The organism is Candidatus Nitrosotenuis uzonensis (assembly GCF_000723185.1).
Lineage (GTDB): Archaea > Thermoproteota > Nitrososphaeria > Nitrososphaerales > Nitrosopumilaceae > Nitrosotenuis > Nitrosotenuis uzonensis.
In genome coordinates this window covers 260,848-287,236 of the sequence record NZ_CBTY010000008.1, presented here as the reverse complement: position 1 = coordinate 287,236, position 26,389 = coordinate 260,848, and the positions used below count along the sequence as shown (strand labels likewise).

Sequence of the window (26,389 nt, the reverse complement as noted above, 5' to 3'; positions counted from 1 at the left end):
AACATCACGTTTTCATAAAACATAGAGTTGGAATTTCTTCCGATATTATGATGCTAAAACGATTTAACAGTTTAATAGAAAAACCATTAGATTAGCCTAATTGTGACTTATTTAGAGGCGTGCTGTCTGCATCATCCAACGGAAATCGAAGGTGAGACCGTGTGCAGGGACTGTGGGATCGTACTTGGATATTCCCTTGTTCAAAGCGTGGATGATTGGAAATCCCACACTGTCGGATTTTTTGGTAAAAGCGGAATTATAGGAATAATTCTATATGTGGCAAAAAACCTTAACCTGCCAACATACGCTACTCAGACGATAATACAGATAACCACACGGCTAATGAAAAAAAAGATTACAAAAAAACAGGCGATATTGTTTGCGACTGTTTATGCGTGTAGAATACATAAGATACCTCGTCTTCTTGAAGATGTTTTTCTCACGGTGGAAGGAAAAATGTCAAAGAGGAATCCACATACTGAAAAATCTCTGCTAAAGATGCTAAATAGAATTATCAAAAAAGCAGATGATCCTGATCTGTGGTTAGAGCCTCCAAACAAAGAATATTATCTTCATGCATACCTTGCTAAAATTCAGAACATAGTACTTCGGGAGACGGACCCTAAGTACTTTGAGCAGATAAAGTGGAGGGCTATGAAAAGTATTGTGACTGCTGGCACAGATCCAAGTCTTGCTGCAAAAAAAGCCATAATGCAAAACACATGCAGTGTCATAAGAGCAAAAATAGGTGGCATTTTAGAATGAAAATAGAGCAAATTCAGATTGGCAGACTAAATGAAAACCCATGGAGGTTTCGAGTGTTATCTGATGCTGATTATCATAACATGGTTTACGCAGTTAAAGAGCGTGGAGACGATGCACTAAGTCCTCCTATTGTAGCACAGATTGGAAATAAGTTATACATAGTTGACGGCCACTCCAGAGTGGCAGCCGCCGCAGAGGCAGGACTGAAGAAAATAACATGCAAGATTACAGAGACCGTAACAGATCATCATCAATTGCGCATAATGTCATTTCAGCTGAATCGGGAAGGCTACTCTAACCCGTTACCACTATCAGATATGGTTTATGAGGACATGACACTCCTTGGCGATATAAGAAAAGTGGCCGACGCTTATGGAATAAGCGAGGATTACATAACGTCGCTGCTGAAAATAAAAGATCTTCACGACGATACAAAACTGGTAATACAGAAAATCATCAAGGTGGCAAAAAGAAAATACCAGTTTCTTTTAAGCCAGATAACTCCGTCACACCTTGCAGGGCTGACAAGGCTCTCACCTGATAAACAGGTCGAAGTGGTTGATTGGATATTTCAGGACATAATGTACGGCCCGTCTGACGAGTCACTGATATCGATTCCAAGCATATATGAAATAATAAATGAGATTGAAAAGATAACAAATCAGAAAGAAAAAAAGACATACAAGAAAAAGACCGGCGGTAGCAGAGTTGACGAAATTCCTTTTGTCTGCAAATGCGGTTCTAAATACGACATAACAAAAGCAGGCGAAGTGTATGAATACGTAGAGCAGAATAATGTGATCGTAAAGCGACAGTTCAATGTCAACAGAACATCAAAAGTATACACTTCTGCAAACTATACTAGAAAGGAGCTCAAGAATATGATTGAAAAATTCGACGATGAGTTTGAGCTCACGCTGATAGTCTCAAAGAGAGAAGACAGATGAGAATTGGCAATAATGAGCTTGTCATAATCGCATTACTCCAAAAATACCCACGCCTGAATGAATCCGAGATTCAGTATCTGTTTACTTCTGTCACCGGGAAAAAAATCCGCGTCAAAAAGATTCTCCAGTCCTTGAGAATAAAAGATGTGGTTGACAAGAACTTTAATCTTGATCTTGCCGCAGTTGAGAAATACAGCCTGCCCGAAATCAACATAGAATCGGAAACTCTTTTGAATTTGCAGCAAATTGATGAGAACTTTAAGATGGGCTCGGATGCCAAGGCAACGCTTTACATATTATCAAAGATAAACAAGGCATCATTACAATTCCTTGCAAATTTTTTTCACAAGCCCATACCTAACACATATGCTATTCTGGAACGACTTGAGGAAAAAAATCTTGTGTATGGATACCATTCCAGAATAAAGCATGTCAATTCAATGGGTAAGGGGTTTAGGCCAAAATACTACACCATCACGGACCTTGGAAGAACCATATGCAAAATCAAGGCAGATGATTCAATAAACAAATCAGAAATAGACCAAATGCTGAATGTCACACATACTGAGATAGAGGCAATGAAAGCTGATTTCAAACCCATCTAAACATAACATAATGTTTAGATGAAATTCGGGCTATTTTGTCTTGTTTAATATTTCTATAAATTTTTTTGATTCAGTATGGATTATTATGTTGGTAATCTGCTCTGGGGAATTTGTACTCTCGGTAAAATTTATGACAAGTTCGACCAGCATATTCTGCGGAATCGTCGAAGAATAGTTTATCGTTCCAGTTAAATCCCTTACGTACCATCTTGCAGGCGGAGCCAGTTTCTCCGTACCATTTACAAATATTGTAGATATCATAATGTCTTTTGTTCCGTAATTGAACAAATGCGTTACAGAATAATCCACGGTATTTCTGACTCTGTGCATGTTTACTTGTTCGATCAGCTCTGAGATGCGATGCTCGGATAGAACTATTGCCTCTTTAACGCTGAGTGCATCGCCTAGAATTCTTTGTTGTGATACAATCACGTAAAACCCCATACCAGATATTACAATAACTATTACAAGCACTACGCTGATCAGCTCACTAATGCCTCTTCGCATCATACACTTTCCACCCTTGATGCCTTTACTGGTATTGATGTTGAAAATGATGAATCAGCTGAATTTGCCAGGATTCTGACCACGTACGTGTTCCCGACTGTAACGTTTCCACACGTATGTCCGTCAAACATTACGGTATTCTCATATGTGTGTCCGGGTTCCTTGGTGGTAGCATCCACAAGCTCTGGCGGATTCCACTTTGTGTTGTTGGTAAATGTGGCATTTATCGTAGTCATGGTGATGGGAAGAGTTCCGGTGTTATGAAGCGTAAGCGAGAAATAACAAGAGCCCGCTGAATCTTTTTTCAGATTTACATTTGAGACCTTGTACTCTATCTGTGCAAACGTTTTGCCTGCAAAGTCTTTTGATAGGCCGTTTAGAAGCACACTTCCCACAAGTGCTATTCCAATCAAGATTACAACACTTAGTATTGGAGTGATTCCCCTTCTCATACCCAATACTTGAAATTCTCTATATAAAGAAAATACGAGCACATAATGTATGGAAATACAGGAGAGGTGAAAGGACAGAATGCAAAGCGATACAAGTATGCGGCCCAGTGGAAAATCCGCAAAAATGGTAATCCTTGGCAAGATTGGCAAAATGTTCTCTTCCAAACCAAAAAAAGTCTCTAACCTAAAATTTGAGCTCCAGAGCATATCTGTTCCTGATTTAAAGTCATACTCTGTTGTCTCGCAATATGGAGTAGGAGTGTGTATAGTATACATTGCCAAGGATTCTGCAGGCAAAATGCATTATCTTGTATCGGAGCCACCTATAGGTGAAAAGGGGAAAGCAATCTATTCTAAAATAATGAATTATCTTTTTATCTCATTATCATATGATCTTCCCGCAAACGAAAGTGATATTGGAGGTTTTATCAGAAAAAAAATAATTGAGATAAGCAAAGAGCTTGGTCTGCTCACATCTACGACCAAGATACTTGACAAGTTGCAGTATTATGCCATACGGGACTCTTTTGGATACGGCATAATCGACGTACTGATGAAAGATCAGAACATAGAAGATATTGTAGAAGAGAGTTTTGACAAACCAGTAGGTGTGGCACACAAGGAATATGGAGAATACGGTATACTTGATACCAACATTTGGTTCAACTCATTTGAGATGGCAAATTCTTTTGTGCAAAAACTTGTACAAAGAACTGGCAAGAGTATGACTGCTGCAGTTCCGTATATTGACACAATGACAAAGGACGGCAGTAGGATTGCTGCCACATTTGGCAAAGAAGTATCGCTACCAGGTCCGAACTTTACAATAAGAAAATTCAGTGAAGAACCATATACCATAACAAAGTTAATTGAGCTTGGTACGCTCAATACGCTGATAGCATCATATGTGTGGCTGCTCTTAGAGTCAAAAGCGTTCTTACTTGTAATCGGTTCTACTGCTGCAGGCAAGACTACGACAATAGGCGCTCTGAGCTCTCTGATAAATCCTCAGATGAAGATAACCACAATTGAGGACACGCCAGAGATGAAAATAGGTCACATTCACTGGCAGAGACTCATCACAAGAAAAAGCTCTAGCATTTTTGAGGACAAATACGAGGTAACAATGGATGATCTCATAAAACTCTCGCTCAGATCAAGGCCAGATTATATCGTGGTAGGCGAGGTCAGAGGAAAAGAAATATCCTCACTAATACAGGCAGTGTCTACTGGACACGGGGGTCTTACAAGCTTTCATGCTTTTGATGCTGCGTCGGCATTTGTCAGGATGGAAAGCCCGCCGATGAATGTGCATGTGGGAGGCCAGATGCTTATTTCGGCGTTGTTGCACCAAAAAAGAATTGTAAATCCTGACGGCAAAACATCAAGAAGGATTACAGAGATAACGGAGGTCATACCAAGACAGAGCAGCATATCACTTAACAAGATAATAGAATGGGACGCGTCATCATCGCAGTTTGTTCCTTCAGATATAAACGAGGTAATAGATAGATCCATCAGACTAAAAGAAATTGGAGTCATGAATGGTTGGAATCGGGATGAGATAGCAAGTCAGCTAGTCACAAGAATGTGTTTTCTCTCAAAGATGGTAAACTCTGGAATTTTACGATTCAACGAAGTGACGCGCGAGCTTGCCAAGTTTTACTATGATCCGATTGAAAAATACACAACGGTTCTTAATTCAAAATCTTTATCTGATGTTGAAAGACTTAGGACTCGACGGGCCTAGTCTTGTAAATCTATTGACAATCACAAGAATAATCCCGCCGACTAATATGAGAATGCTTGCTGGAAACTCTGGTACAACTACAGGCAGTGAATACTGATCTATGCTAAATTCTTTGCCTGTTTTTCCGACAAGAAATATCTTATCGGATTCGGCTCTGAGAAAAATGGGCGCATTTGTTATACTTGGATCAAGCAACGTGTTAGAACCATTATAGAGATGAATCATGTGTAATGACGATGGGACTTGGGTGTTGTTAACCAGAAAGATATACTCTCCTGCAATCAAATGCGGCTTGTAATGTGCTACAGAATCAAACCTAGCTATGTTTGCAGTATTTTTAAATTCATAAATCTTCCTTACGGTTTTACCATCAAATTCCATTATGGCAGTATAGTCACTAACGTTATTTTCAGTAGAATTCACATAGATCTCATTCCACCTAAGTCGACCATTACTTGTATCTAGTGAATAAGGAAGACTTGGTGTGTCATAGACGGTGTGTGGTGAATCAAATGACACATGCGATATACTCTGATCGCTTTTTGCCATGATTTTATGCAGATTCTCATTTACTTCCTCAATCCAAAAGACACTGCCGTCAAGATATGCCACATCAAGTATTATGTTGTCTGTTTTGTGTATGAGACGTTTTGTACCATCAAAGTTTATCTCCCAGATGTTTCCGTTTGACTCTGAAACATAGAGACTATCTGGCTCCATATGGATGTGAATTGCAGATTTTAGACCAGTTGCCAATGTAGATGAAATTCCATCTATTTTTGAGACGCGGATTATATTCTGATAATCACACGCGATAAAGCCAACACATTCGTCTGCAAGGGTGGCAAAATAAAGATAATCTCCATTTGAAGAAAGCTCCGTAGGATATATGAATAAATCACTAGAAAGAGGATGTTTTGTATGATCATTTAATTCAATTATTTTTGTATCTGCTATCCATGTTTGTGATTGAATGCTTCTATCAATTTCAAAAAAATAGATATTTTCGTTGTCGTATAGTAGATCCGTTATATCATTCAAGTACTCAACAAGAGGTGCTGCGAAGGCATTACCTATCAGCGTTGGAATTAAAAAAACTAGAATTAATTGTACTATCATAATTAATTCCAAATCAATTAGTATAAAAAAGAAAAAAGAGTGGGTTTTGTCTAAATTCCAGTTACCTTTATTACTGTTTGAACTCTGACTGATGAGCCATCATCAGCAGTAGCAACCACGTTGGTCACAAGTCCGTCACCTGAGTTCAATACCTGATTGTTGAGACCAGGAACTGCTTTGGTGAATGCATCTGCATAGATCTGGATTGATTGACCTGGTCCTAATGGCGCAGACAGCTTTCTGTGTGAGAAGGCCTTGCATTCAACCTCTGATGTTGGGGTTGCTGCAGGTCCTGATCCTTTGCACATGATATTTGTGTATCTGGCACCGCTTGGATCTAGTTGATCAAACAAGGCTTGACAGTCTACCCAGCTGGTATTGTCAACAATGGTACATGTTGCAAATGCTGTTGAGGGGATGTTACTATTGGCTCTCTCAGTACCAAAGTTGACCATCAACTTTTGAACTGATGTGCCGTTCGGTACTTTGATAGTTCTCATTGATAGATCGCCAGTAGTCAGCTCAAACTTTCTTCCAACTGAGATGCCCTCGCCTTTGTCTGCAACGTCTTTTGTTCCTCCAGACAAGTCAAGATGTGCAATCCATTGTGCTCTTAACGGATTGTCATTGTTGTTTGGACTGGCCAGTGGTTTGGCTGTAGAGAGATTACAATCAGCATCACAGCCGAGTACATTTTCATGCAATGCTTCATAAAGAATCGGTTCACTAAGATCTGTTTTTGATACAGTCATCTCTATTTTTGTGAGTGGCTTTGAGCCAGTGTTCTTTATGGTTGCCGTCAGATCCGCATGTCCTGTACCTTTGACTGCCTGTGCATTTTCAAGTGCTACCAGTGTTTGTGAAGTCGATGTGTTTAGACCTTGAGAAAATACTGCAAAAGTCAGCCCTCCGCCGACCACCGTAATGCCTAAAAGCACTACCGTGGCAAGTATTGGACTTACTCCCAGTCTTTTCTTAATTTTGGTATCCCATTTTGTGTTCATATTTTCGTCCTTGAATACTTCGTCTGAATTTCTCTTATAAGCAGAATCAAGATTCAATGTTTAGGTGAACTAGAATTCAGAACTCAGTCCTACGCAACGTAATGTCCCAGATTACTCTTGAAAATACACTCAACGATATGATTAATGATATCAATAACGATGTAATGTTTGCAGGAAAGCCTCTTCACACTGTCCGACTCTTAAAACAGATTCGAATTTTTATGATCGCCTCAGCAGTCATAATACTGCCTACCAGTATTGCACTGACGTTAATCTATTCACCAATATTCGTAACAGTCAACATTATCTGGATTGTCCTATTTTTATTCCCAAAGCTGCAACAAACACAGCTAAGTCAAGATAGAAGAAAAAAAGTCGAGTCAGAACTTCCAGCGTTTGTCATATTTGCAGCAGTCATGCAAAATGTAGGAATAAATCTTTACGAATGCATACAGATTTTCAAGCGAATAAGCCTCTTTCCAGCAATGGACAAAGAGGGTATGTTACTTAGAAGGAATGTAGAATTTTTTGGCATGTCTCAGATGGAGGCATTAGAAGAGCTTGGAAGAACTCATAAAAGTCAGCTGTTTGCAAATTTGCTTCTTGGATACACCAGTATATGGAGAAGCGGCGGTGATCTAACACTATATCTTGAGAACAGATCAGAGGAATTTCTGATTCTTCTCAAAGAAAAATATCAGGCATACTCGAACAACGTTGGCACAGTAGTTGAAGTACTAGTGACGCTTCTCATAATCCTACCCATCTTGATCATGGTGATCTCGTTCGTACTTCCTGGAAGCTCAATTGAGCAAATAACACTCCTTGCAGTGGTCGGATTGCCCGTATTTTCCATGATGATAGGGGTAGTCATAAGCTCAATGCAGCCTGCAAGCTTTAACAATATAGGCCTGACACAAAACCAACTAGCAGTTCTTTTTGGAGTTGGTTTTGCAACAGGAATCGGATTGCACGTTCTAGGACAAGAACTGTGGATAACGCTTGCTGCTGCCATGATGGTTCCATCTGCCATCAGCGCCATCATAGTAGGAAGACAAGACAAGGAAATTGCCAAGCTAGAACAAGCACTGCCACAATTTCTGCGAGATATAACAGAATATAAGAAAATAGGCTATGACATACTGCTTGCAATAATCAAGCTCTCAAAAGAAGGCTATTACAATCAAACATTCATGAAAAAGCTCCGCGAAGTGGCAGTTTTGATAGATTATGGGACCACGCCAACTGCAAGTACGATGGCAGTAACGTTCAGACCATGGATGACAAAAATATCTTTTTTCATTTTATCATACATTGCAGAATTTGGAGGTGGGACCCCAAAAATTCTTGAGACGATCACCAGATTTATCACAAACACAAAGCAGGCAATAAGGGAAGGAAAATCATCTGTTTCAATGTTAACTATGTTAGTGTTTGCATCCCCGGTAATAATGGCATTTACTGCCGGAATAATTCAAGATATGCTGGGAGGTATAAGTGATTCCACATTCAAGTTTGCAGTGTCTGATGCAGCACTGGCAGATAGCCAGTTCGGCCTTGGAAGCAACTTTGTAAACATAGTTACAGTAACTCCAGAATTCCTATCTATGATAAAGACGCTAATTGTGACTAGCAGCATTCTAAGCGCGTTTGTGATAACAAAGGCAGTTGATTTTACCTTCTACAATACATGGCGAGTAGTTGCAATAGGTGCAATTGCTATCTTGTCAATACTTGCAATGGATGCATATTCCACACTCAAGGAATTCAATTTCGACACACTGTTTGAGGGATTGCCGTTCTAGGTGGAATTATGGCAATTTTAAAATCAAATCATCGTGGTGTTGGCGGACTGATTTCACTTGTTGCGCTGATAATCGTGTTCGGAATTGCATCAATTGCATTTCTTGACATAAATGCAATTCAATCTAGATTCTTAGAGGCATCAATCGAAGTAAACAACATACAAATGAACAGAAACAATGAACAGCTTAACTTTACCGCAAGTTCTGGACTGCCATATACAGTTGAAATGACAAATATGTGGAGCAGGCAAACTGTTCTTGACTCATATGTTGCGTTCGATAGTGCAGGCACCATCACGATTCAGCGATATCTTAACGAAACCACAATACCAAATAAACAGAACATAATACCATCCGGGCATACAACGAGCATTGTATTTGATATACCGAATGCCACAGTTAATGATGTAAAAATTTTATTCGTAACTGAAAACGGAAAGCAGTGTATAGTACCGATTCCGATAAGCTGGAGGGTCTGCTAATGAAAATAATTTCAATATTGTTCACAATATTAATTCTTGCATTTACATTCAACTATGTAGATGCCGCAAGTAATGACATTCAGGCCACATTGTGGACGCCAACAGACGTATTGCCAAAAGAAAAATACTATGGAATAATAGTTTTGGAAACAAATTCCGATAAAGATTTGATGTTTGACATCACAACAAACAACGCAGAGATAATCAAGATAAGCAAACACACAGTAACCATCCCTCAAGGAAAGCATCATGGAATAGTAGAATTTGAAACAAAAGAGATAGGAAGCGCCAATATCTATGCCATACGTGACGACCTATTATTGGAAAGGCAGGTCACTGTTAAAAAATCTGCAGATACGCCAAACGAACTTGATCTGAAGCTTCCCTCCACATTGGTAAACGTACTGGTACGACAGAATGTACAAATAGGATATGTCTTTTTGTTGAATTCATTTGAAAATCCAGTAGTTGCCAAAGAACCAATTGAAGTTATTCTGACAAGCAGAGGCGATGTCACATTACACAAAAATACAATTACAATAGAGCCAGGAAAACACTATGCAAAATTCTCTTTTGAAGTAAAAGGCGAAGGCACAATTACTTCAACTGCACCAAATCTTGATCCTGATACAGAAACAATAACAATTTCGAGCTCAGATGAAATCGAACTGAAAATTGCCGTCGCTCCTCAACGCGTACCAACAAGCTCCAGCGCAGAGGTTTATTTTTGGCTTGAAAGAGGCGGAAGACCATACATTCCACCACACGACGTAAAAATCACACTTAGTGTGGATAGGGGAGATAAAATGTCATTCAATCCTGCGATGAAGGGAGCAATAGTGTTATCTGAAACGACAGCATCAGAGAGGAGAACTATTGATGAAGATGCAAAAAAAGTAATAACTCAGACGGATGCACAATTAAAGGAAGATTCCAAAAGAGAGGCCATCATAAAGAAAGGAACTCATTATGGAAAGATCACAGCATATACGAGTTTTGACTCTGGTACAATAAGAATCAGTGGCTTGGCAGAAAGCGTAGCACCAAGCAAGGATGATGAAACAATCAAAGAAACCCAAATCATCACGGTTTTTACCGAGACGTCTAACTCTGAGCGCCCGACAAAGACTGAAGTGGTTGCATACCCAGATCCCCCGTATGATAAAATGGAGATAATTGTATCAAGGCACTCTATTGGAGGACCAGTAATTGATAGGGCTAAAGATGATTTTATTGTATTTACCAATGATAAATTCACTCCAAGCTCACTGAGTGGGACTATTGCAGATGACCAGAATTATGGAATAGTAGTGACAAACGTTCAAGATTTTGGGACTGGCAAGATATTTGTAGAAATAAAAAATACTGAAAGTTTCGAGATTGAGCCGCTACCAATGCAAAAATACATCAAGGATCCGAGGATCACAATTATCCCCCTACCAGTAATTTTTGGGGTGGAACAGGATTTGTTTCTGATAACTTCGGCACATGATAAAATCGTAACAGATCCTACCTTGGCAAAGGAAGGAAGCCTAGTTAGCATTACCTCAAAACCATCATTTCTACACAAAGTGAGCCGTGACAGTGATGCAGTACTTACAGTGAGCGGCAAAATAACAGATCTTGCAGAAACCAAACCAGAAATTCATGTGTCTTCAAACGCGTTTACCGCAACTGAGATTTTAGAAGTATACAATCCAATGAGAAAGACGGTGATCGCATCTCATCCATTCTCGGTTTTCCCGAATGAGCCCTTTCCATTAATCACACATGTGGCAGATCTTAACAATAACCAGATAAAAAAATCAATGGTTCGTATTTCATCAAACGCACAAATGTCAAGTATAGGGGAGATGGTTTACATAAACGAAACTGGAAGTCACGGATTGATATTTTATGATGAGAATACTGTTCCTGTAAAAACGACAATAACTGTTAAAGGGGAACAGCCTGTCGTATCGTCTATCTCGCAAGATATAGTTCAAACCCCGGTTGAAAATCCCATAGTATTCACATATACCATAACTGTTGAGAATGGTGAAGGTACTGGCCAATATCGCGAAGGAGAAAACGTAACCATAAACGCACCAGCCACTCTGAATGACATGTTCATCTACAAGAAAAAGCTTGTAGGATGGGAGAATTTGCCATATACAACACCAACTGCAACATTTGTAGCAGATGATGATGTGGAAACAAGACCAATTTATCAGGATGATTATACCTTGTTGTTTACAATAATAGGACCCTCTGCTGGAATAGGTGCACTAGTAGTAATCAAAAGACGAGGCAAAAAATCAAGTAAAACCGAAGATGAAGATATTTTCGACGATGAGGACATATTTTAAAAATTCCTTCTAAAAAAGTACTAATCGAAGCATTGCCACATCTTGCATGTTAAGATAATGTAGTATAATGTTTGCAACATTGAATGTTGGTGGAAAGTACATTGTAAACCAGAGCATTGATCTAAAATGCCTATGGTTTTTAAACAGCCACAAAATTGTATATGTACGCATAAAAGATAAGCCAATTAGTACAGCTGGCATAAAAAACATCTGCTCAGGATACAGCATGGCCACAAGCGGGTTTAGCTCAAAAAAGCCTAATTGCATGCCAAAGAATGTTGTTATTGCATCTAGCAGTCCTGCATGAATAAAGTAAGTAAAATGAAGACTCTGTGAAAGATTCTGATAAATAGGCTGTGTCCTCATCTGTGTATTCTTACCTTCCATTGTAATATAGAAGCGCAGATTAAGATTATCAATAATAACAACTTATTTTATTATACTAAAACAATATCGTGTAATATGGATCTATAACCGATTGGTGCATTAAATAAAATATCAGAGATCACAATACAGATGAAACTATTTGGTAAAAAGGTTCAGGATTCGAGCGAAACTGACAGAACACAACGTACAATATCGATAATAAAAAAACTACAACAAAACAATCTCGGAGACAAAACGCGGCTGGAGAACATGTTAATAGATCTTGAAGAAGGACTTCCGCTTGATGCTGATGCCAAAACATATCTAAAATCACTTTACGAGCAATACAAAGAACACAGACAAACACACGCCGCCTCGCCACCAGCACAAATACGACAAGATTCTTCAGTAGAATCTAGAAAATCAGAAGAGAACAAGATCGAAGTTTTGGAAATCATACAATATGCAAAAAAGCTTAGAGCCATGAACATGGGCGAATCCTGGAGATTAGACTATGTGATCAACACGCTGGAGCGTGGTGATCCGTTATTCTCATCAGATATGGAGTACGTTCAAAGCATGATTGCAAGGCATTTCAATGTTGGAACAGATAATGTCATCCATCAGCAAACGCAGCATATCAGATATGTACAGCCTCAAACAGGAAAGAAAGATGCAGTCAAGAAAAAAATACCAGATATAAAATCCGTGCTTACATGGCACGCCCCACCTAAATTCATTGATGGTGCTTTGCTCACAATAAGACTTGGATTAGCCTTTATCTTCATATGGGCAGGAATTGGAAAGATCGCCAATCCAATTTCTACGTTGGATATGATAGATGACCTTGGTCTTAATTTGACTGCATCTGCGGACACAGTAACAATGTTTGGAATGCTTGAAATTATAGCTGCAGTGATGGTTTTGACAGGAGCGGCTACGAGAATCGGGGCCGCAATACATCTTGGGATTCTAGTTTGGGCTCAATTAATTTTTGGATTTAGCTATGTGGTGGGCCCATCATTATGGAAAGATGTTGCAATAATTGGCGCTGCCATCTTACTGATAATATGCGGGTCAGGAAAATTCGGAATTGATGGCATCTTAAAATCCAGTAAAACGGTCAAATCAAAAGAATCTATTTCACCAGAAATCAATCATAACGTGTACCATGAATCAACAGATGTGAGCCAAAGACATCAGAATACAGATGGTCAAAATACGAGCAAATTTGGATTTTTTGCAAAACGCACAAGCAGGTATGGAGATTCACAAATTAAAGACGATAAATTTTTTGTCAAGCAGAATTTAGAAAAAGAACGTGCTGATTCTGAAAAGATCTTATTTTCAAATACTCAGTCAAGACCTGCAAATTCTCCTGCACACGAATACAAATCTTCTGAATACAATTACAAGGTGTTGGATAAGGAACACACATACAACAATGTTGAGTGTGATCGTATAACAGATACAATAGAAATGAGCAGCCTCATCAAGGAAATAAAACAAGAAAAATTAGACATGCACCACACATCACGATATGAATCAACCAAAGACTCTAACCTCAGACCAGCCATACAAAACACGTCTGAAAGCATACAGGCAAGATTGGACGCAAAAATACTTGAAATAAAGCGTCTAAAGGATAACTTGAATGCAATTCTTGACGACCTAATGGCAATAAAAAAAGAACTCTAAGATTCAACGGCTCATAGATTATGCCAACCAGGCAACCAATAACATGTTTGCCGCATTCCATATTGGAAGAAAATACAACGTAAATGACACTGCATAAACAAGATAGCGTGAATTCTGGAAAAGCTTCACTGCAATAGAATATCTCAAAAAAGTGAGCTCTATGAGGATAAACGGTATTAACACTATATGATCTGGGAAAAGATGGTTTACGATTGGGTTTAGCTCCGACATAGACAGTATTTGTAATGCAATTATTGTAGTTAGAGCATCAAGCATGCCAGCAAGAATTATGTGCGGCCATTTCTTTCTAAATGATGATAGATACTCTTCTATTCCTAGATATCGGATAGATTTTTTCATCATATCAAAACGCAATACATTCAATGCCAACAAGAATTGAAAAAAGAATAAAACTTGCAGTTTGCACATTAATTACAAACAGCCTTGTATCTATTGGCAAAGTCTATATCAGATATCTGTAAAATATCAAAAAATGAGATTGCGAGCTCTGTTATTGGCAATAATCGCATTTCCAGTAATTCTGCCATCGTTTGCAGATACTGAAAGTTATAATCTTATAGTTGATGAGAATACCTTTAGCATAGAATTTAGCTTAGATGGAAAGATGATCGCAATGGACATAGATAAAGAATCAAAATCACTATTAATTGGCATAATTGGCGTACAGAGTTCTGAATTTCTAATAACATTTCCATCTGAAATGCTCTCTGCAGAAAATGACGATTTTATAGTACTAGTGGACGGACTTGAGATAGAATATACTGCAACCAATGCAAACGGCAAAACTACTATCACATTTCCAGTGATTGCCGATTCAGAGGAAATAGAGATAATTGGAACTCAAGTAGTGCCAGAATTCCCGTTTGGCGTGCTTATGTTATTTGGATTGATCATAACAGTAATGATTGCGTTCACACAAAAACAGTTACGGATGAATTAGTAGCTGATTATCAATGCTTTACAAGCTGTCTAGTAATTAGTTACGGGCTAAAACCAATCTCTTAATTTTTTATTCGGATAATTAGTGCGTAAAGGCTTTATGAAATAATAACATCATTATGTGATGACAAGAAGTAATCGTTCATTCAATGCTCAACGATCAGATGCAAATAATAAAACTAATTCTGAATGCAGAGCATCTGCAAATAATCATAGCAATCAGGGAAATCCAAATAGTTCTACCCATGCTAGTGCTATGAATAATCGTTCTAATCAGATGAATCCAAATAATCTATCCTATTCAAAATCTATGTCAAAGTAATATTTCCTAGAACCATCCTTTTTAAATGGAATTTTAAATTCTTTTTATCTGTCGTAAGTTAACACTCACTTTCAAACCTCAGAAAATCAATTCTAACTTAATCTTCAAGATGAGTCAGAATCAAATACTTAACGCGTCCAAAACACTATCTTTTCAAGTGGTAATGATATCAATTTTTCTTTGTTTTGTTGCGATCTTTACTTCGCGTGCGATTCTGCGCCCCATACTCATTGGCACATCATATATTAATGCAGAATACGGCGAGCCTTCCATGTAGATATTCGTTCCTGCCACTATCCTAGCTGAGAATTCGAATGTCCAGAATTTGCCGTTCTGATCGTACACACCCTCTATACAGAACGGACCGTTCATGCCTGGTTTTACAAGTCTTTTTGATGCTTCAACAAAGCGCTCGCCCATTGCATATACGTCATCAAGCAATGATTCTCGTAATACCATTGGACTGTTGCCAATGACATTAAATGACGATATGTAATCGATTCCTAATTGTTCCTGTGCAGGTATTCTACCTAGGCCTTCGATATCGGACTCGTGTCTTTTGTCTACTCCAAAAAACTCTAAATTATCATCTAGTGGCGAATAGAAGAATTGCAGATACGCCAGAACTCCCATCACATACTCTTGCAAGTACAGGTCTTTATCGCCTTTTATCAGTCCTATCTTGATTAACTGGTTGCGTTTTTTCACATAGTCTTTTTTGCTAGATGTAAGAAAGTATCCCTTGCCGCCAGCAGCCCCATGTCTTTTTGCTATGGTCAGCCGTTTTATCTTATCGGGATTCGGAATAGATTTTGGAACGTCTAATTTTGCATCACGCATGAGTTTTTCTTTTAGATTTCTGTCTGATTCCCATCTGAGAATCCACTTGTTGCCAAAAACAGGAGTCTTGATTGACTCTATTTGCTCTGAGCTCATCTGTGCAATTAGTGTGCCGTGCGGTATTAGTACTGCCTTGTTTTTCTCAAGTATTCGCGCGCACCTTGGCTCAAGAACTTCAAGGAACGAGTCGACAGGAATGATCTCATCTATAAAATCAAACCTCTTGTAGAGTCTTTGGCGTCTTTTCTCGCAAACCAGAAGCGTTTTTAGGCCTTCGTCTTTTGCACCCTTTAGAACCTGTAGTGCGCAGTGGGAGCCAAGTGTTGCAATTGCAGTCATTCTTTGATTTTTCTTGTTTTGGTGGGTTTATGAAAGTTGGGTCTGGGTTTTTGAGACATACTCAAAGACCTCATCTATCATATCCATTGTGATGTTTTTTTTCAGTTCATCCGGCGTGCATTTGAGTACAAAGTCGATCAACGTAAGGTTTTTGGGCATGGTTTGCGGATCTTTAGTATATACAGAGTATACTGAAATGGCATTAGATATTGCAATAAGCAGTCTTTCCCTGTCTGTTAGAGTCATATAATTGGCTTGTACCAAGGGGTTATTTCTTTCTTGAATGCAGTATTCTCTCAATTATAAGGCCAATTACAATGATTCCTAGTGCAATTATTGCAGAAATGTAAATGTCAGTCACCGGCTCACCGCTACTGCCTGTCAATGTCTGAATTCCACCGTGTGCTGCGCCCTCCTGCGCGATTGATTCTGTTGAAAATGGTATTGATTCAGACGGCATTGATGGTGGTGGAGCTTGTAATGATTTTTGTGCCATCTCTTCACCAGAGTCCATGGCGATCTGGGCCTGCCTCATACTATCATCTGATATGACATGTCTGTTCTGCTGTTGAATGAATTGTGATGAAAACCATGCTGCAAGCCCTGCGCCCCCTATAGTGGCAAATCGGTATATTCTGTTAAAAGAATTGAGCAAGGACTTGCTTGATCTTGCCTTTTCAGTCATTCCTGAGGGCAGTATGACGATGGCAAACTTGTCTACAGTATAATATTTCATATCGTGTGATTTTGTATTTTTTCCGGTTTGCGCTATTTTCACGATTCCGGCATCTTGCATTTTTTTTAGATGATATATCACAAGGGGAAGCGAAATTTCGGTTTTTTGGGAGATTTGATTTGCCGTCATTTGCTCATTGAAGAGTAGTTTTAGAATAGCCCTACTAGAATCTGAGCTTAGTAGCTCACCTACTGCCTTTATCTTATCATCATCAGTTGATAAGATCTCGACTTTTTCATTAATTCCCAACGGATCCTCTGAATCACCCATACCGCATGCGTCATAGAATACGTCTTATTAAAATTTAGGGTTAAATTCTACTTTAATCAAAGGTCTTAAAGCTTAGCACTTGATATAATACATGAACAAAACAATCACGCTTGCAGCAGCAACAGGAATTGTTCTTGCTCTGGCATTTTCCCTTGGTGCCATACCAATGGGCGCAGACGTGCAAGCTCAAACAGAGCCAACACCATATCCGTCACGTGAGAAAACACTTTCAGTAACGGGTACTGCAACCACCAAGGTAAAACCGGATCTGCTGGTCGTGCAATTTGGAGTTGAAGTGCAGGAAAAAACAGCAAAAGAAGCACTTGACTCTAACACTCAGAAAATGAATACAGTAGTAGCTGCAATAAAAGCAGCGGGCATATCTGAGAGCCAAATTAGCACATCTCAGCTTACCATATATCCGGTCTACGAATCGTACCAAGAAAAAGAGTCTGGCATATACAGACAGCGTCTTGTAGGGTATAGCGTATCGAACATCATAAGAGTAGAGACTACAAACCTGAACTTGGCATCTGCTATAATAGACAGTGCAGTTCAGGCAGGAGCAAACAGAGTTGACTCGGTGTACTTTACACTATCGCCACAAAAACAGACTCAGGTAAGCGACGACCTGTTAGCACAAGCAATTGAGAACGCAAAGACAAAGGCAGAAAAAGCACTAGCACCGCTAAACTATGAGATAATAGGTGTAAAACACGTAAACCTCTCAGAGTTTGGCATCTATCCGCCGCCAACGCCGATGTACTACGGAGCAGTAATGGACAAAGCAGAGGTATCTTTGAGCACACCGATATTCTCAGCAGACCAGTCGGTAACGAGCACTGCCAGCATTGTCTTCATAATTGGAAGCAAATAAGCTCCAATCTCTTTTATTTTATTTGTCCGGCTAGATTATTACACCAAACAGCGCATCTTTGTATTGGGAGATCTCCTCAATCGTCCTGATCTTGCCCCCTGTTATCTGGTTGAGTCTTTTTTTATAGTAAAGGTTGATTTTTGCTCTGCGTTCAAGCTGCTCTATAACTCTTCTAGTGAGGTATCTTCCTTTTCTATCAGAGTCAAACAGTAAAATGATGTTCTTGTGGCCAGATACCGAATCTGAAAACTTGGTCAGGCCGCCAAATCTGTGAAATTCCAATATTTTACATGAAAAACCTATACATTTTAGGGCGTAGGAATCACGTTTGCCTTCCACCACTACCACACTGTCTTTTTCTTCGTTTATCTCATGTATTAAATTCAGTAGTGCGGTGACCTCCTGGCGTGATACTATCACAAAAGTGTGAAATACATTGGGATTAATCAGTCTTTGAGAAATTATTGCTAACAAGAAACTGGACAAATTGTACGCAAGTATTTTAATATTTTATGCCTGCTCTGTATCATCCCCCAAGATCAAGAACTGATCATCCCGTGATCTTGAGAGAATTTTCGTTTCTCTCAAGATCAGGTTAATCATAAATATTACAAGCGAGTCACTACACGAAATGGGAAAAACACAGAAATTTCACGGCTACAATACAGACATAGAAAGACTTGCCACAAGAATAGAGACATACCTTACAGAAAACGGCTTTGAGGTAGCGTTCTCAAAAGACCAGACAAGACCCGTCTCGTGGTGTTTCATACAAGCACGAAAACTCGGAGCGCTAAGAACGGCTGCCGGTGCAAGAAGAAGCACTGACATTAGCATCAGGGGATCCCCTGATAACTTTGAAGTGTCCATAGGCACTGGCGAATGGGGAAAGAACCTCATAATGTCAGCACCACTGTTTGTTGTACCAGTCATAGGAATTGCCGCAACACTCACAAAAATATACACTGCAAAAAGATTCGAGGACAACCTGTGGAAATACATCAAAGAGCAGGCAAACTTTTTGCGCGACAGCGGTCAGTCCGGAAAGAAGGAAACCTCAAAGGCATCAGACCAGCGGGAATTTGACTGCGATTATGTGGAAGGATATCCAGGTTGGAGCTCGCAAGTGCTTGGAGGCAAACTCATACTTGAAAGACAGAAAAAGGGCACAGACCAGTTGATTTTTGAGGCCCCGGACGGAAAAAAGATCCAAATACCTGCAGCGAACATAGAAAAAGCCACAATAATCTCACGTAAGAAAGGTCTGGCAGAACACGACCTGATGATCGAGCTTACCTGCAAGGACAAAAACAAGACAATTCATCCGGTCATAAACTTGGCAGATGACATAATTGCAGGCGTTCTTGCTGGAATAAATGAAATCGTAGCTGAAGACAAATACTTAAGAGACATGTACAAAAACTAGCAGTCTCTTCTCAAAAATTCCGTTTCCGCTTTTTTTAATTTCTCAGAATGTGATAGGTCATAGCTCATATCGACCAGCTCGACGGCATTGTTTATTGGGACTATTTCATCGTCTTTGTCATAACACAAATCATATTGTAGGTTCAAAAGCGTATCAATACTGTCTGCAAGTATCAACCTGACTTCTTTTATATAGTCAACAACGTCGGAATTCTCGCTCATTTGCACTCAGAGTTGTGGTAGGAGAGTAATTAATTTTTCAAGTGTGCGCAAAGAACACTCATGCCTAATAATTTGGAAATCGTTTGTTTAGTAAATACAAACTATTGCTTTTGCCCAGTTTCAAGCAACCAACAACATGTACTTTATTAAAACGCCAAGAGGAGCTTGCGCTTTTATTTTACAAAGGGTAAAAAATGGGATTAGGATTTTTGGAGTTTACATAACTAGTAGGGCCAAAATATTATTTTATTATCAGAGGGACAACGGTAATTTTCGAACGATTCTTGCAATACGGGTGCTCATGTGTTATGCAATTGCATAAAATATTGATTCTTGGCGGCGGGTTTGCCGGAATTTCAGTGTTGAGAAACATGTCAAAATTAAGACATGATGCCCAGATCACCATAATAAGTGAGGATAATTTTTTTCTTTTCACACCTATGTTGCCTGAAATGGCATCAGGCACAATACATCCAAGTGATATATCAATACCAATACGAAAGTTTTGCAAAAATGCGGAATTCATACAAGCAAAGATATCCTCAATAGACTTGAAAAACAAACTCGTTGCAATAACTAGGACATTTGACGGTAAAGTCAAGATACTTGACTATGATTATTTGGTGATTGCGATGGGAAGTACTACGAATTTTTTTGGTAACAAACGCATTGAGAAAAACGCATTCACAATGAAGACCATACAAGATGCAATCGCAATAAAGAATCATCTAATACACATGTTGGAAATAGCAGATGGTGAGGATGATCAGAAAATACAAGAAAAACTTTTGACGGTCGTGGTGGTGGGTGCGGGATTTGCAGGAGTTGAAACAATAGGAGAAATTAATGATTTTATCAGAGATTCTGTAAGACATTACTACAGAAACATAAACCCTGCAAATATTCACATGGTATTAGTCTCAGGAAGCGCCGGCATATTGCCAGAGCTAGACAAGAATCTCTCAAAAAAAGCGCTTGACTCACTTCAAAAGGCAGGAATAAGAATAGTCACGAAAACAAAGGCAGTGGATGCAGGGGAGGATTATGTTTTCCTTGGAAATGGCGAGACAATCCAGTGTGCCACACTTATCTGGACTGCCGGCCTTACAATTGACTCGGTGATAACAAGTCTTGACTGTGACCACAAAGCAGGCAAGATATTAGTTGATGAATTTCTTCGAATTCCAAAGTATCCCGAAGTGTTCGTACTTGGAGACTGCGCTGCCATACAGGACAACAAAACAGGCGAGTTCTATCCTCCAACTGCGCAGCATGCATTACGCGAAAGCAGGACTGTTGCACGGAATCTGATGCATCAGATTTTTGGTAAGGATTCTCAGGAACGATTTAACTTTGAAAGCAAAGGCATGATGGCCATAATAGGCAAAAGGAACGGCATTGCCACCATATCTGGGTATAATGTGACTGGAACTATGGCATGGCTTGTATGGAAAACTTACTATCTGATGATGCTCCCTACGTTTGAGAAAAAATTCAAGTTGGCATTAGATTGGACATGTAATCTCTTTTTCAAAAAAGACATAACCCTTATACGAAAAATAAAGAAAAAATCGCTGAATAGGTTTGATATGGATGATATCAGCAGTCTGGATCAGTTCCTATTCAATTTGGAACCAGAAGTAAAATCTGTCAAGACGTTATAGGGGATTCGTTTTGAACAAACAAATTGTTAAGATGTTTCCAGATCAACGATGATCTCGGACACACGCGTAATCAGTCCCGATGTTATTGCACCGGGCTGATTACCATATTTTTAGATTTGATTACAGACGCAAGCAGGCTTGATTAAATTAAATACATGGTGATGAACCAAAATACTGTCATGATTGAGACCGAACTTGGAGATTGGCGCAGAACACACTATTCTGATCGTCTTTCACCTCAGATGGCCGACTCGGATGTTACCGTGATGGGATGGGTCCTGAGCGTAAGAGGGCACGGCAACATCTCGTTCATGATGCTAAAAGACAAAGAGGGGGAAATCCAAGTTCTTGCAAAAGCTGGAAGCTGTCCTGACGAAGTTCGCGAAAAGATTTCACGCCTAAAAGCACACTCATCAGTTGGAATAAAGGGTACGGTAAAGCCCTCGGAAAAGGCACCAAGAGGAATCGAAATAATACCAAAAGAGATCCGCGTTTTTTCAGAAGTGGAAAAAATACCGCCATTTGAACCATACGCAAAAACCGTCAAAAACATAGACACACGACTGGAAGTAAGACCGATTGATCTTAAGCGCAAATCATTGCAACACATATTCAAGGCAAGAAGTAAAATCTTACAAGCAATCAGGAATTACTTTTACGAGAACGGATTTCTTGAAATCAACACTCCGAAAATGATTGCCACTGCAACCGAAGGTGGTGCTGCACTGTTTCCAATATTTTATTACAACAAAGAAGCATTTCTTGCGCAATCACCGCAGCTTTACAAGGAACAGCTGACAATGAGTTTTGAGAAAGTGTTTGAAATTGCGCCGATTTTTAGGGCAGAGCCATCAAGAACCAACAGACACCTTGCCGAAGCAATATCAATAGACGTCGAGGAAGCGTATGTCGATTACAATGATATAATGAAACGTATCGAGGATTTGATCAAAATTTCAATAAAAACAGTAAATGATTACTTCAAAGAAAACACTGATTCTGAATTTATCACCGTAAACATGCCAGATAAAATTCCACAGTACACGTATTCTGAGTTAGTTGATAAAATGCAAAAAGTTGGAGCCAAGACAGAATGGGGAGATGACTTGTACCCTTCAAACCTGAAAAAAATTGGCCTGAGCGGTTTTTACTTTATCAAAGACTGGCCAATAGGACCGAAACCATTCTATGTGAAAATGAGTAAGAGCGACCCCAAAATTTCAGAATCGTTTGATCTTATGTTCGGCGATCTTGAGCTCTCCTCAGGTAGTACCAGGGTAGAAAAACGCGCAGAGCTTGAGGAACGCATGAAGAACAAGGGGCTGAAAATAGACGCATTCGAGTACCACCTTCGGGCGTTTGACTACGGGATGCCACCTCACGCAGGCTGCGGAATAGGCCTTGAGCGACTGATTATGTCACTTACAGGCACTGAAAACATAAGAGACGCGACATTTTACCCAAGGGATGTTGATAGGCTGACACCGTAGGTGGTTTGAGTGGTTACAAAAGAGGAAATAGAACACATAGTAAAGCTGATGAGAATCGATGTAGATGATCCAGGACAGCATTTTGATAGAATACAAAAGATTCTAAATTATTTTGATAATCTTGACAAGGCAGACATAAAAGATGAGGAAATAGCAGTGCAGGAGGTCACAGTGGACGAATTAAGAGATGATATACATGTGCCTTTTGACTCTAGGCTTATCGACCAGCTGAAAAATTACAAGGGACGTTACATCAGAGCTCCAAAGATGAACTGAGTTGAACCTGGCCATATCTGCCATAGAATACATCGAGGGCGTAAAGAATGGGAGCTTCACGGTAGAAGAATTCATAGGAAAGACGCTGGATCACATATCAAAGCATGATGCGGTTCTTCACGCATTTCTTTCAGTAAATCAGAACGCATTGGAACAGGCAAGACAAATTGATAAGAAGATAAAATCAGGAGACGCGATTGGCTCGCTCTACGGGATGCCAATTTCAATCAAAGATAACATATGCGTTAGAGGTGGTAAGACCACATGTGCATCAAAGATGTTGCAGGATTATGTTTCACCATATGATGCAACTGTAGTATCAAAACTAAAAGAGCAAGATGCAATAATAATTGGCAAGACAAATCTTGACGAGTTTGCCATGGGTGTTGCTACTGAATTTTCGGCGTTTGGACCCAGTAGAAACCCGTGGAATACCGATTGCGTTCCTGGCGGCTCATCAGGTGGCTCGGCAGTCTCTGTTGCAGCAAATGAATGTGTTGTGTCTCTTGGCTCAGATACTGGCGGTTCGGTGAGAAACCCTGCCAGTTTTTGCTCGATTGTAGGTCTCAAACCCACCTATGGACTTGTTAGCAGGTACGGCCTTGTATCGTATGCAAACAGCATAGAGCAGATAGGACCTATGGGAAAGACAGTCAAGGATGTAGCGCTTGTCCTAAACCACATTGCCGGAAATGATCCAAACGATAACACTACAATTGCAGGAAGGAGTCAGGACTATCTTGAGGGGCTCGAAGTAGGAATTAAAGGAAAAAAAATCGGAATAATTAAGGAAATGTGCGCATCAGAAGGCCTTGAGAAGAGTGTAGAGTCCGCATTCTGGCGTGCAGTATCAGAGTTTGAAGGACTTGGTTGTAAGATAGAGGAGACATCACTTGACATGGTGCAGTTTACAGTCGCTACATACTATGTCCTTACTGCAGCCGAGGCAGGAAGCAACCTTTCAAGGTACGACAACCTAAGATATGGATACGATCTTGACATGGAAGGATATGAATACAAATCATACATAGCAAAGGCCCGCAAGCAATTTGGGCCTGAAGTTACGCGAAGGATGATTCTTGGCGGATTCGTGCCATCTGCAGGTTTTGCTGGAAAATATCTCCTTAAGGCACTAAAGGTAAAAAGTAAGCTGACAAAACAGATTAACGCAGCGTTTGAGAAATTTGATTATCTAATTTCACCTACAGTCCCAATACTTCCATTCAAATTTGGCGAAAAGATAGATGATCCTCTTGCGATGTACCTGGCAGATATCAACACAATAACTGCAAACCTGACTGGAATACCTGCCATCTCAGTACCGTTTGAGATCAGCAACGGACTTCCAATAGGAATACAAATTCATGCAAACAGATTGCAGGAAAAACAGCTTCTACATGCTGCATATGCGTTGGAAAGTGTAACTGACCTGCCGGAGGCTCCATTATGATAGGACTTGAGATTCACTGCCAGCTTACCAATCTTGCAAGCAAGTTGTTTTGTACATGCAAGGCAAACTATAGAGAATTTGAGCCGAACACGAACATCTGTCCTGTGTGCATGGGATTGCCAGGTACGCTTCCAAGGCTCAACAAAAAGGCTGTCGAAAAAGCAACGATGATAGCTCTTGCACTAAATTGCAGCACTCCCGCAAGGCTTGGATTTTTCAGAAAAAACTACTTTTATCCAGATTTGCCAAAAAACTTTCAGATCACACAGCTTAACATGTACGGTCCTACAAGCATAGGAGAAAAGGGGAAAATAGACATAGAGGGCAAGGAAATACGCATAAGAAGGATACAGCTTGAAGAAGACCCAGGTAGGCTCATCTATGAGGGTGCATCAGAGAGAACCGCAATCACGCTTGTAGATTACAACAGGGCAGGAACACCGCTTGTTGAGATAGTCACCGAGCCTGATTTTGAGAATCCAAGACAGGTGCGCATATTTTTGAATATATTATCTGACCTACTTGCAAATCTTGGTGTATCGGATCCTACGCTCGAGGGCGCAATGCGAGCTGATGCAAATGTGTCAATTGAAGGCGGCTCAAGAGTTGAAGTAAAGAATATTGGCTCATTTTACGATTTGGAAAAGGCAATCCATTTTGAGCTGACACGGCAGGAAAGCCTTAAAGAAAGAAACATCCCAATCATACAGGAAACAAGGCACTGGGATGATAGGAGAAAGATAACAATATCTTCAAGAACAAAAGAAGAGGATGAAGACTATCGTTATGTGTTAGAAGGAGACATACCGTGGGTCGTAATGGACAAAAACTTGATTGAGTCATGGAAACGAAAAATGCCGGAAAGTATAAGCTCAAAGAAGCACAGATACATCACAAAATACGCCATACCACCGCAAGTAGCTGACGTACTAGCTTCAGACAAGTACTACTCTGACCTGTTTGAAGATGCGCATGATGAGTCAAACGCAAAAGAAGTAGCAAATCTGATCACAACCGATCTTATGGGTCTTGTCGATACACGTGAAAAAAAAGAACGGTCAAAGATAACTGCAAAACATCTCTCCGACCTTGTAAATCTAATCCGTGGCGGTAAGATCACAAGAACGTCAGCAAAATCAGCATTACAAGAAATGGTCAAAACCGGTAGGCCTGCAAGCGATATTGTCTCCGATGTGGGACTAGGAAAAATATCCGATGAATCCGAGCTCAAAAAGATAATCGAACAGGTAATACTAGAGGAACCAATTGCCGCACAACAGGCAGTTGAAAACCCGCAGACGATAAACTATCTTGTCGGCAAAGTCATGCAAAAAACCAAAGGAAAAGCGGATCCTGCAACCACACTGAAACTGCTTAAAGAAAAAATCGGCACGATATGAGCAAGTTTGACATTGACGCTGATGAGGCAGAGATTGCTCGCATAATGTGCAAATTGCCAGAATTTGCATGGCTTGAGAGTGCAGAACTGCCAAAAATCAGGCACGAAATCAGACATAAAATATCTGATATTTTGCGCCAATACTATATTGAGAATACTCAAAATGCAAAGAAATCATGGACTGAAAAGTTCACAAACGCCGGAATTACAGAAGATGATGGAAAGTCAGCAATAGCATGTGCAAGAAGACTTGGAATTGATATCAGTTAAA

27 protein-coding genes are annotated in these 26,389 nt (G+C 39.8%); 17 read left to right on the top strand and 10 right to left on the bottom strand.

Annotated elements, in window-relative coordinates:
- Window positions 1–102: 102 nt before the first annotated feature.
- Genes NITUZ_RS04255 through NITUZ_RS04245 form a run of 3 tightly spaced genes read left to right on the top strand, consistent with a single transcriptional unit; the run spans window position 103 to window position 2,317 of the window.
- Complete coding sequence (locus NITUZ_RS04255) at window positions 103–765, top strand: cyclin family protein (RefSeq protein WP_048195642.1); 663 nt, start codon at window positions 103–105, stop codon at window positions 763–765.
- Window positions 762–1,712, top strand: coding sequence for a ParB/RepB/Spo0J family partition protein (locus NITUZ_RS04250; protein ID WP_048195640.1), 951 nt, complete (start codon window positions 762–764; stop codon window positions 1,710–1,712). Before NITUZ_RS04255 ends, NITUZ_RS04250 begins: the two co-directional genes overlap by 4 nt.
- On the top strand, window positions 1,709–2,317 hold the full coding sequence (locus NITUZ_RS04245; RefSeq protein ID WP_048195638.1) for a helix-turn-helix domain-containing protein: 609 nt from the start codon (window positions 1,709–1,711) through the stop codon (window positions 2,315–2,317). Before NITUZ_RS04250 ends, NITUZ_RS04245 begins: the two co-directional genes overlap by 4 nt.
- A gap of 30 nt (window positions 2,318–2,347) precedes the next feature.
- Here NITUZ_RS04245 and NITUZ_RS04240 read toward each other — a convergent pair whose 3' ends face one another.
- Both NITUZ_RS04240 and NITUZ_RS10135 read right to left on the bottom strand, forming a co-directional pair.
- Window positions 2,348–2,827 (bottom strand): archaellin/type IV pilin N-terminal domain-containing protein, encoded by a 480-nt coding sequence (locus tag NITUZ_RS04240; RefSeq protein ID WP_048195636.1) that lies wholly within the window; start codon window positions 2,825–2,827, stop codon window positions 2,348–2,350.
- Window positions 2,824–3,276 (bottom strand): archaellin/type IV pilin N-terminal domain-containing protein, encoded by a 453-nt coding sequence (locus tag NITUZ_RS10135; protein WP_048195634.1) that lies wholly within the window; start codon window positions 3,274–3,276, stop codon window positions 2,824–2,826. Before NITUZ_RS10135 ends, NITUZ_RS04240 begins: the two co-directional genes overlap by 4 nt.
- A gap of 79 nt (window positions 3,277–3,355) precedes the next feature.
- On the opposite strand from NITUZ_RS10135, the gene NITUZ_RS04230 reads away from it, so the two are divergent.
- Window positions 3,356–5,026, top strand: a complete 1,671-nt coding sequence (locus NITUZ_RS04230; RefSeq protein ID WP_244443805.1) for a type II/IV secretion system ATPase subunit — start codon at window positions 3,356–3,358, stop codon at window positions 5,024–5,026.
- Here the strand turns inward: NITUZ_RS04230 and NITUZ_RS04225 are convergent.
- Window positions 4,988–6,145: a hypothetical protein gene (locus NITUZ_RS04225; RefSeq protein ID WP_048195632.1), complete on the bottom strand. Its 1,158-nt coding sequence runs from the start codon at window positions 6,143–6,145 to the stop codon at window positions 4,988–4,990. The two genes, NITUZ_RS04230 and NITUZ_RS04225, sit on opposite strands and share 39 nt — an antisense overlap.
- 50 nt (window positions 6,146–6,195) lie before the next feature.
- Complete coding sequence (locus tag NITUZ_RS04220) at window positions 6,196–7,206, bottom strand: hypothetical protein (RefSeq protein ID WP_052370070.1); 1,011 nt, start codon at window positions 7,204–7,206, stop codon at window positions 6,196–6,198.
- Window positions 7,207–7,250: 44 nt separating this feature from the next.
- Between NITUZ_RS04220 and NITUZ_RS04215 the strand changes: the two genes are divergently transcribed.
- The 4 genes from NITUZ_RS04215 to NITUZ_RS04195 all read left to right on the top strand — a co-directional run bounded on the left by NITUZ_RS04215 (window position 7,251) and on the right by NITUZ_RS04195 (window position 13,848).
- Window positions 7,251–8,954: a type II secretion system F family protein gene (locus NITUZ_RS04215; RefSeq protein ID WP_048195630.1), complete on the top strand. Its 1,704-nt coding sequence runs from the start codon at window positions 7,251–7,253 to the stop codon at window positions 8,952–8,954.
- Window positions 8,955–8,962: 8 nt separating this feature from the next.
- Window positions 8,963–9,436 (top strand): hypothetical protein, encoded by a 474-nt coding sequence (locus NITUZ_RS04210; RefSeq protein WP_048195628.1) that lies wholly within the window; start codon window positions 8,963–8,965, stop codon window positions 9,434–9,436.
- The gene (locus tag NITUZ_RS04205) at window positions 9,397–11,784 is read left to right on the top strand and encodes a hypothetical protein (RefSeq protein ID WP_244443804.1); all 2,388 of its coding nucleotides are present in this window, start codon (window positions 9,397–9,399) and stop codon (window positions 11,782–11,784) included. Before NITUZ_RS04210 ends, NITUZ_RS04205 begins: the two co-directional genes overlap by 40 nt.
- A gap of 516 nt (window positions 11,785–12,300) precedes the next feature.
- Window positions 12,301–13,848: a DoxX family protein gene (locus NITUZ_RS04195; protein ID WP_048195624.1), complete on the top strand. Its 1,548-nt coding sequence runs from the start codon at window positions 12,301–12,303 to the stop codon at window positions 13,846–13,848.
- An 18-nt stretch (window positions 13,849–13,866) separates the two neighbouring features.
- Here NITUZ_RS04195 and NITUZ_RS04190 read toward each other — a convergent pair whose 3' ends face one another.
- Window positions 13,867–14,232, bottom strand: a complete 366-nt coding sequence (locus tag NITUZ_RS04190) for a hypothetical protein (RefSeq protein ID WP_048195622.1) — start codon at window positions 14,230–14,232, stop codon at window positions 13,867–13,869.
- Window positions 14,233–14,341: 109 nt separating this feature from the next.
- On the opposite strand from NITUZ_RS04190, the gene NITUZ_RS04185 reads away from it, so the two are divergent.
- The gene (locus NITUZ_RS04185; RefSeq protein WP_048195620.1) at window positions 14,342–14,809 is read left to right on the top strand and encodes a hypothetical protein; all 468 of its coding nucleotides are present in this window, start codon (window positions 14,342–14,344) and stop codon (window positions 14,807–14,809) included.
- A 474-nt stretch (window positions 14,810–15,283) separates the two neighbouring features.
- Here the strand turns inward: NITUZ_RS04185 and NITUZ_RS04180 are convergent, their stop codons facing one another.
- From NITUZ_RS04180 to NITUZ_RS04170, 3 genes are read right to left on the bottom strand one after another with little or no spacing between them, the layout of a single operon-like run.
- Window positions 15,284–16,309, bottom strand: a complete 1,026-nt coding sequence (locus NITUZ_RS04180; protein WP_048195618.1) for a formate--phosphoribosylaminoimidazolecarboxamide ligase — start codon at window positions 16,307–16,309, stop codon at window positions 15,284–15,286.
- Between the two features lie 27 nt (window positions 16,310–16,336).
- Window positions 16,337–16,555, bottom strand: a complete 219-nt coding sequence (locus tag NITUZ_RS04175) for a hypothetical protein (protein ID WP_048195616.1) — start codon at window positions 16,553–16,555, stop codon at window positions 16,337–16,339.
- A gap of 22 nt (window positions 16,556–16,577) precedes the next feature.
- On the bottom strand, window positions 16,578–17,315 hold the full coding sequence (locus tag NITUZ_RS04170) for an ArsR/SmtB family transcription factor (protein WP_048195614.1): 738 nt from the start codon (window positions 17,313–17,315) through the stop codon (window positions 16,578–16,580).
- A 91-nt stretch (window positions 17,316–17,406) separates the two neighbouring features.
- On the opposite strand from NITUZ_RS04170, the gene NITUZ_RS04165 reads away from it, so the two are divergent.
- Window positions 17,407–18,192, top strand: a complete 786-nt coding sequence (locus NITUZ_RS04165) for an SIMPL domain-containing protein (protein WP_048195611.1) — start codon at window positions 17,407–17,409, stop codon at window positions 18,190–18,192.
- A 30-nt stretch (window positions 18,193–18,222) separates the two neighbouring features.
- On the opposite strand, the gene NITUZ_RS04160 is transcribed toward NITUZ_RS04165, so the two are convergent.
- Window positions 18,223–18,612, bottom strand: coding sequence for a toprim domain-containing protein (locus tag NITUZ_RS04160; RefSeq protein WP_048196065.1), 390 nt, complete (start codon window positions 18,610–18,612; stop codon window positions 18,223–18,225).
- Between the two features lie 211 nt (window positions 18,613–18,823).
- Here NITUZ_RS04160 and NITUZ_RS04155 point away from each other — a divergent pair, with 211 nt between their 5' ends.
- Window positions 18,824–19,618, top strand: coding sequence for a hypothetical protein (locus NITUZ_RS04155; RefSeq protein WP_048195609.1), 795 nt, complete (start codon window positions 18,824–18,826; stop codon window positions 19,616–19,618).
- Here the strand turns inward: NITUZ_RS04155 and NITUZ_RS04150 are convergent.
- Window positions 19,615–19,839 carry a hypothetical protein gene (locus tag NITUZ_RS04150; RefSeq protein ID WP_048195607.1) on the bottom strand — a complete coding sequence of 75 codons (225 nt, stop codon included), beginning with the start codon at window positions 19,837–19,839 and terminating at the stop codon, window positions 19,615–19,617. The genes NITUZ_RS04155 and NITUZ_RS04150 overlap by 4 nt on opposite strands.
- A gap of 308 nt (window positions 19,840–20,147) precedes the next feature.
- Here NITUZ_RS04150 and NITUZ_RS04145 point away from each other — a divergent pair, with 308 nt between their 5' ends.
- From NITUZ_RS04145 to NITUZ_RS04120, 6 genes are all read left to right on the top strand, one after another.
- On the top strand, window positions 20,148–21,503 hold the full coding sequence (locus NITUZ_RS04145; protein ID WP_048195604.1) for an NAD(P)/FAD-dependent oxidoreductase: 1,356 nt from the start codon (window positions 20,148–20,150) through the stop codon (window positions 21,501–21,503).
- A 179-nt stretch (window positions 21,504–21,682) separates the two neighbouring features.
- A complete protein-coding gene (gene aspS / locus NITUZ_RS04140) occupies window positions 21,683–22,993 on the top strand; it encodes an aspartate--tRNA(Asn) ligase (protein WP_048196063.1) in 1,311 nt (436 codons plus the stop codon).
- A gap of 9 nt (window positions 22,994–23,002) precedes the next feature.
- Complete coding sequence (locus NITUZ_RS04135; RefSeq protein ID WP_048195602.1) at window positions 23,003–23,269, top strand: Asp-tRNA(Asn)/Glu-tRNA(Gln) amidotransferase subunit GatC; 267 nt, start codon at window positions 23,003–23,005, stop codon at window positions 23,267–23,269.
- Between the two features lies 1 nt (window position 23,270).
- Window positions 23,271–24,719 (top strand): Asp-tRNA(Asn)/Glu-tRNA(Gln) amidotransferase subunit GatA, encoded by a 1,449-nt coding sequence (gene gatA / locus NITUZ_RS04130; RefSeq protein WP_048195600.1) that lies wholly within the window; start codon window positions 23,271–23,273, stop codon window positions 24,717–24,719.
- Entirely contained in the window at window positions 24,716–26,119 is a 1,404-nt protein-coding gene (gene gatB, locus NITUZ_RS04125; RefSeq protein WP_048195594.1) for an Asp-tRNA(Asn)/Glu-tRNA(Gln) amidotransferase subunit GatB, read from the top strand. Before gatA ends, gatB begins: the two co-directional genes overlap by 4 nt.
- Entirely contained in the window at window positions 26,116–26,388 is a 273-nt protein-coding gene (locus tag NITUZ_RS04120) for a hypothetical protein (RefSeq protein WP_052370068.1), read from the top strand. Before gatB ends, NITUZ_RS04120 begins: the two co-directional genes overlap by 4 nt.
- Window position 26,389: the final 1 nt, after the last annotated feature.

What these genes read in the sequence shown, in the direction of transcription:
- NITUZ_RS04120 (WP_052370068.1), top strand. Translation starts at nt 26,116, where the DNA reads ATGAGCAAGTTTGACATTGACGCTGATGAGGCAGAGATTGCTCGCATA.
- NITUZ_RS04155 (WP_048195609.1), top strand. Translation starts at nt 18,824, where the DNA reads ATGGGAAAAACACAGAAATTTCACGGCTACAATACAGACATAGAAAGA.
- NITUZ_RS04185 (WP_048195620.1), top strand. Translation starts at nt 14,342, where the DNA reads ATGAGATTGCGAGCTCTGTTATTGGCAATAATCGCATTTCCAGTAATT.
- NITUZ_RS04165 (WP_048195611.1), top strand. Translation starts at nt 17,407, where the DNA reads ATGAACAAAACAATCACGCTTGCAGCAGCAACAGGAATTGTTCTTGCT.
- aspS (WP_048196063.1), top strand. Translation starts at nt 21,683, where the DNA reads ATGATTGAGACCGAACTTGGAGATTGGCGCAGAACACACTATTCTGAT.
- NITUZ_RS04180 (WP_048195618.1), bottom strand. Translation starts at nt 16,309, where the DNA reads ATGACTGCAATTGCAACACTTGGCTCCCACTGCGCACTACAGGTTCTA.
- NITUZ_RS04195 (WP_048195624.1), top strand. Translation starts at nt 12,301, where the DNA reads ATGAAACTATTTGGTAAAAAGGTTCAGGATTCGAGCGAAACTGACAGA.
- NITUZ_RS04145 (WP_048195604.1), top strand. Translation starts at nt 20,148, where the DNA reads ATGCAATTGCATAAAATATTGATTCTTGGCGGCGGGTTTGCCGGAATT.
- NITUZ_RS10135 (WP_048195634.1), bottom strand. Translation starts at nt 3,276, where the DNA reads ATGAGAAGGGGAATCACTCCAATACTAAGTGTTGTAATCTTGATTGGA.
- NITUZ_RS04215 (WP_048195630.1), top strand. Translation starts at nt 7,251, where the DNA reads ATGTCCCAGATTACTCTTGAAAATACACTCAACGATATGATTAATGAT.
- NITUZ_RS04210 (WP_048195628.1), top strand. Translation starts at nt 8,963, where the DNA reads ATGGCAATTTTAAAATCAAATCATCGTGGTGTTGGCGGACTGATTTCA.
- NITUZ_RS04230 (WP_244443805.1), top strand. Translation starts at nt 3,356, where the DNA reads ATGCAAAGCGATACAAGTATGCGGCCCAGTGGAAAATCCGCAAAAATG.
- NITUZ_RS04240 (WP_048195636.1), bottom strand. Translation starts at nt 2,827, where the DNA reads ATGATGCGAAGAGGCATTAGTGAGCTGATCAGCGTAGTGCTTGTAATA.
- NITUZ_RS04245 (WP_048195638.1), top strand. Translation starts at nt 1,709, where the DNA reads ATGAGAATTGGCAATAATGAGCTTGTCATAATCGCATTACTCCAAAAA.
- gatB (WP_048195594.1), top strand. Translation starts at nt 24,716, where the DNA reads ATGATAGGACTTGAGATTCACTGCCAGCTTACCAATCTTGCAAGCAAG.
- NITUZ_RS04175 (WP_048195616.1), bottom strand. Translation starts at nt 16,555, where the DNA reads ATGACTCTAACAGACAGGGAAAGACTGCTTATTGCAATATCTAATGCC.
- NITUZ_RS04150 (WP_048195607.1), bottom strand. Translation starts at nt 19,839, where the DNA reads ATGAGCGAGAATTCCGACGTTGTTGACTATATAAAAGAAGTCAGGTTG.
- NITUZ_RS04250 (WP_048195640.1), top strand. Translation starts at nt 762, where the DNA reads ATGAAAATAGAGCAAATTCAGATTGGCAGACTAAATGAAAACCCATGG.
- NITUZ_RS04170 (WP_048195614.1), bottom strand. Translation starts at nt 17,315, where the DNA reads ATGGGTGATTCAGAGGATCCGTTGGGAATTAATGAAAAAGTCGAGATC.
- NITUZ_RS04225 (WP_048195632.1), bottom strand. Translation starts at nt 6,145, where the DNA reads ATGATAGTACAATTAATTCTAGTTTTTTTAATTCCAACGCTGATAGGT.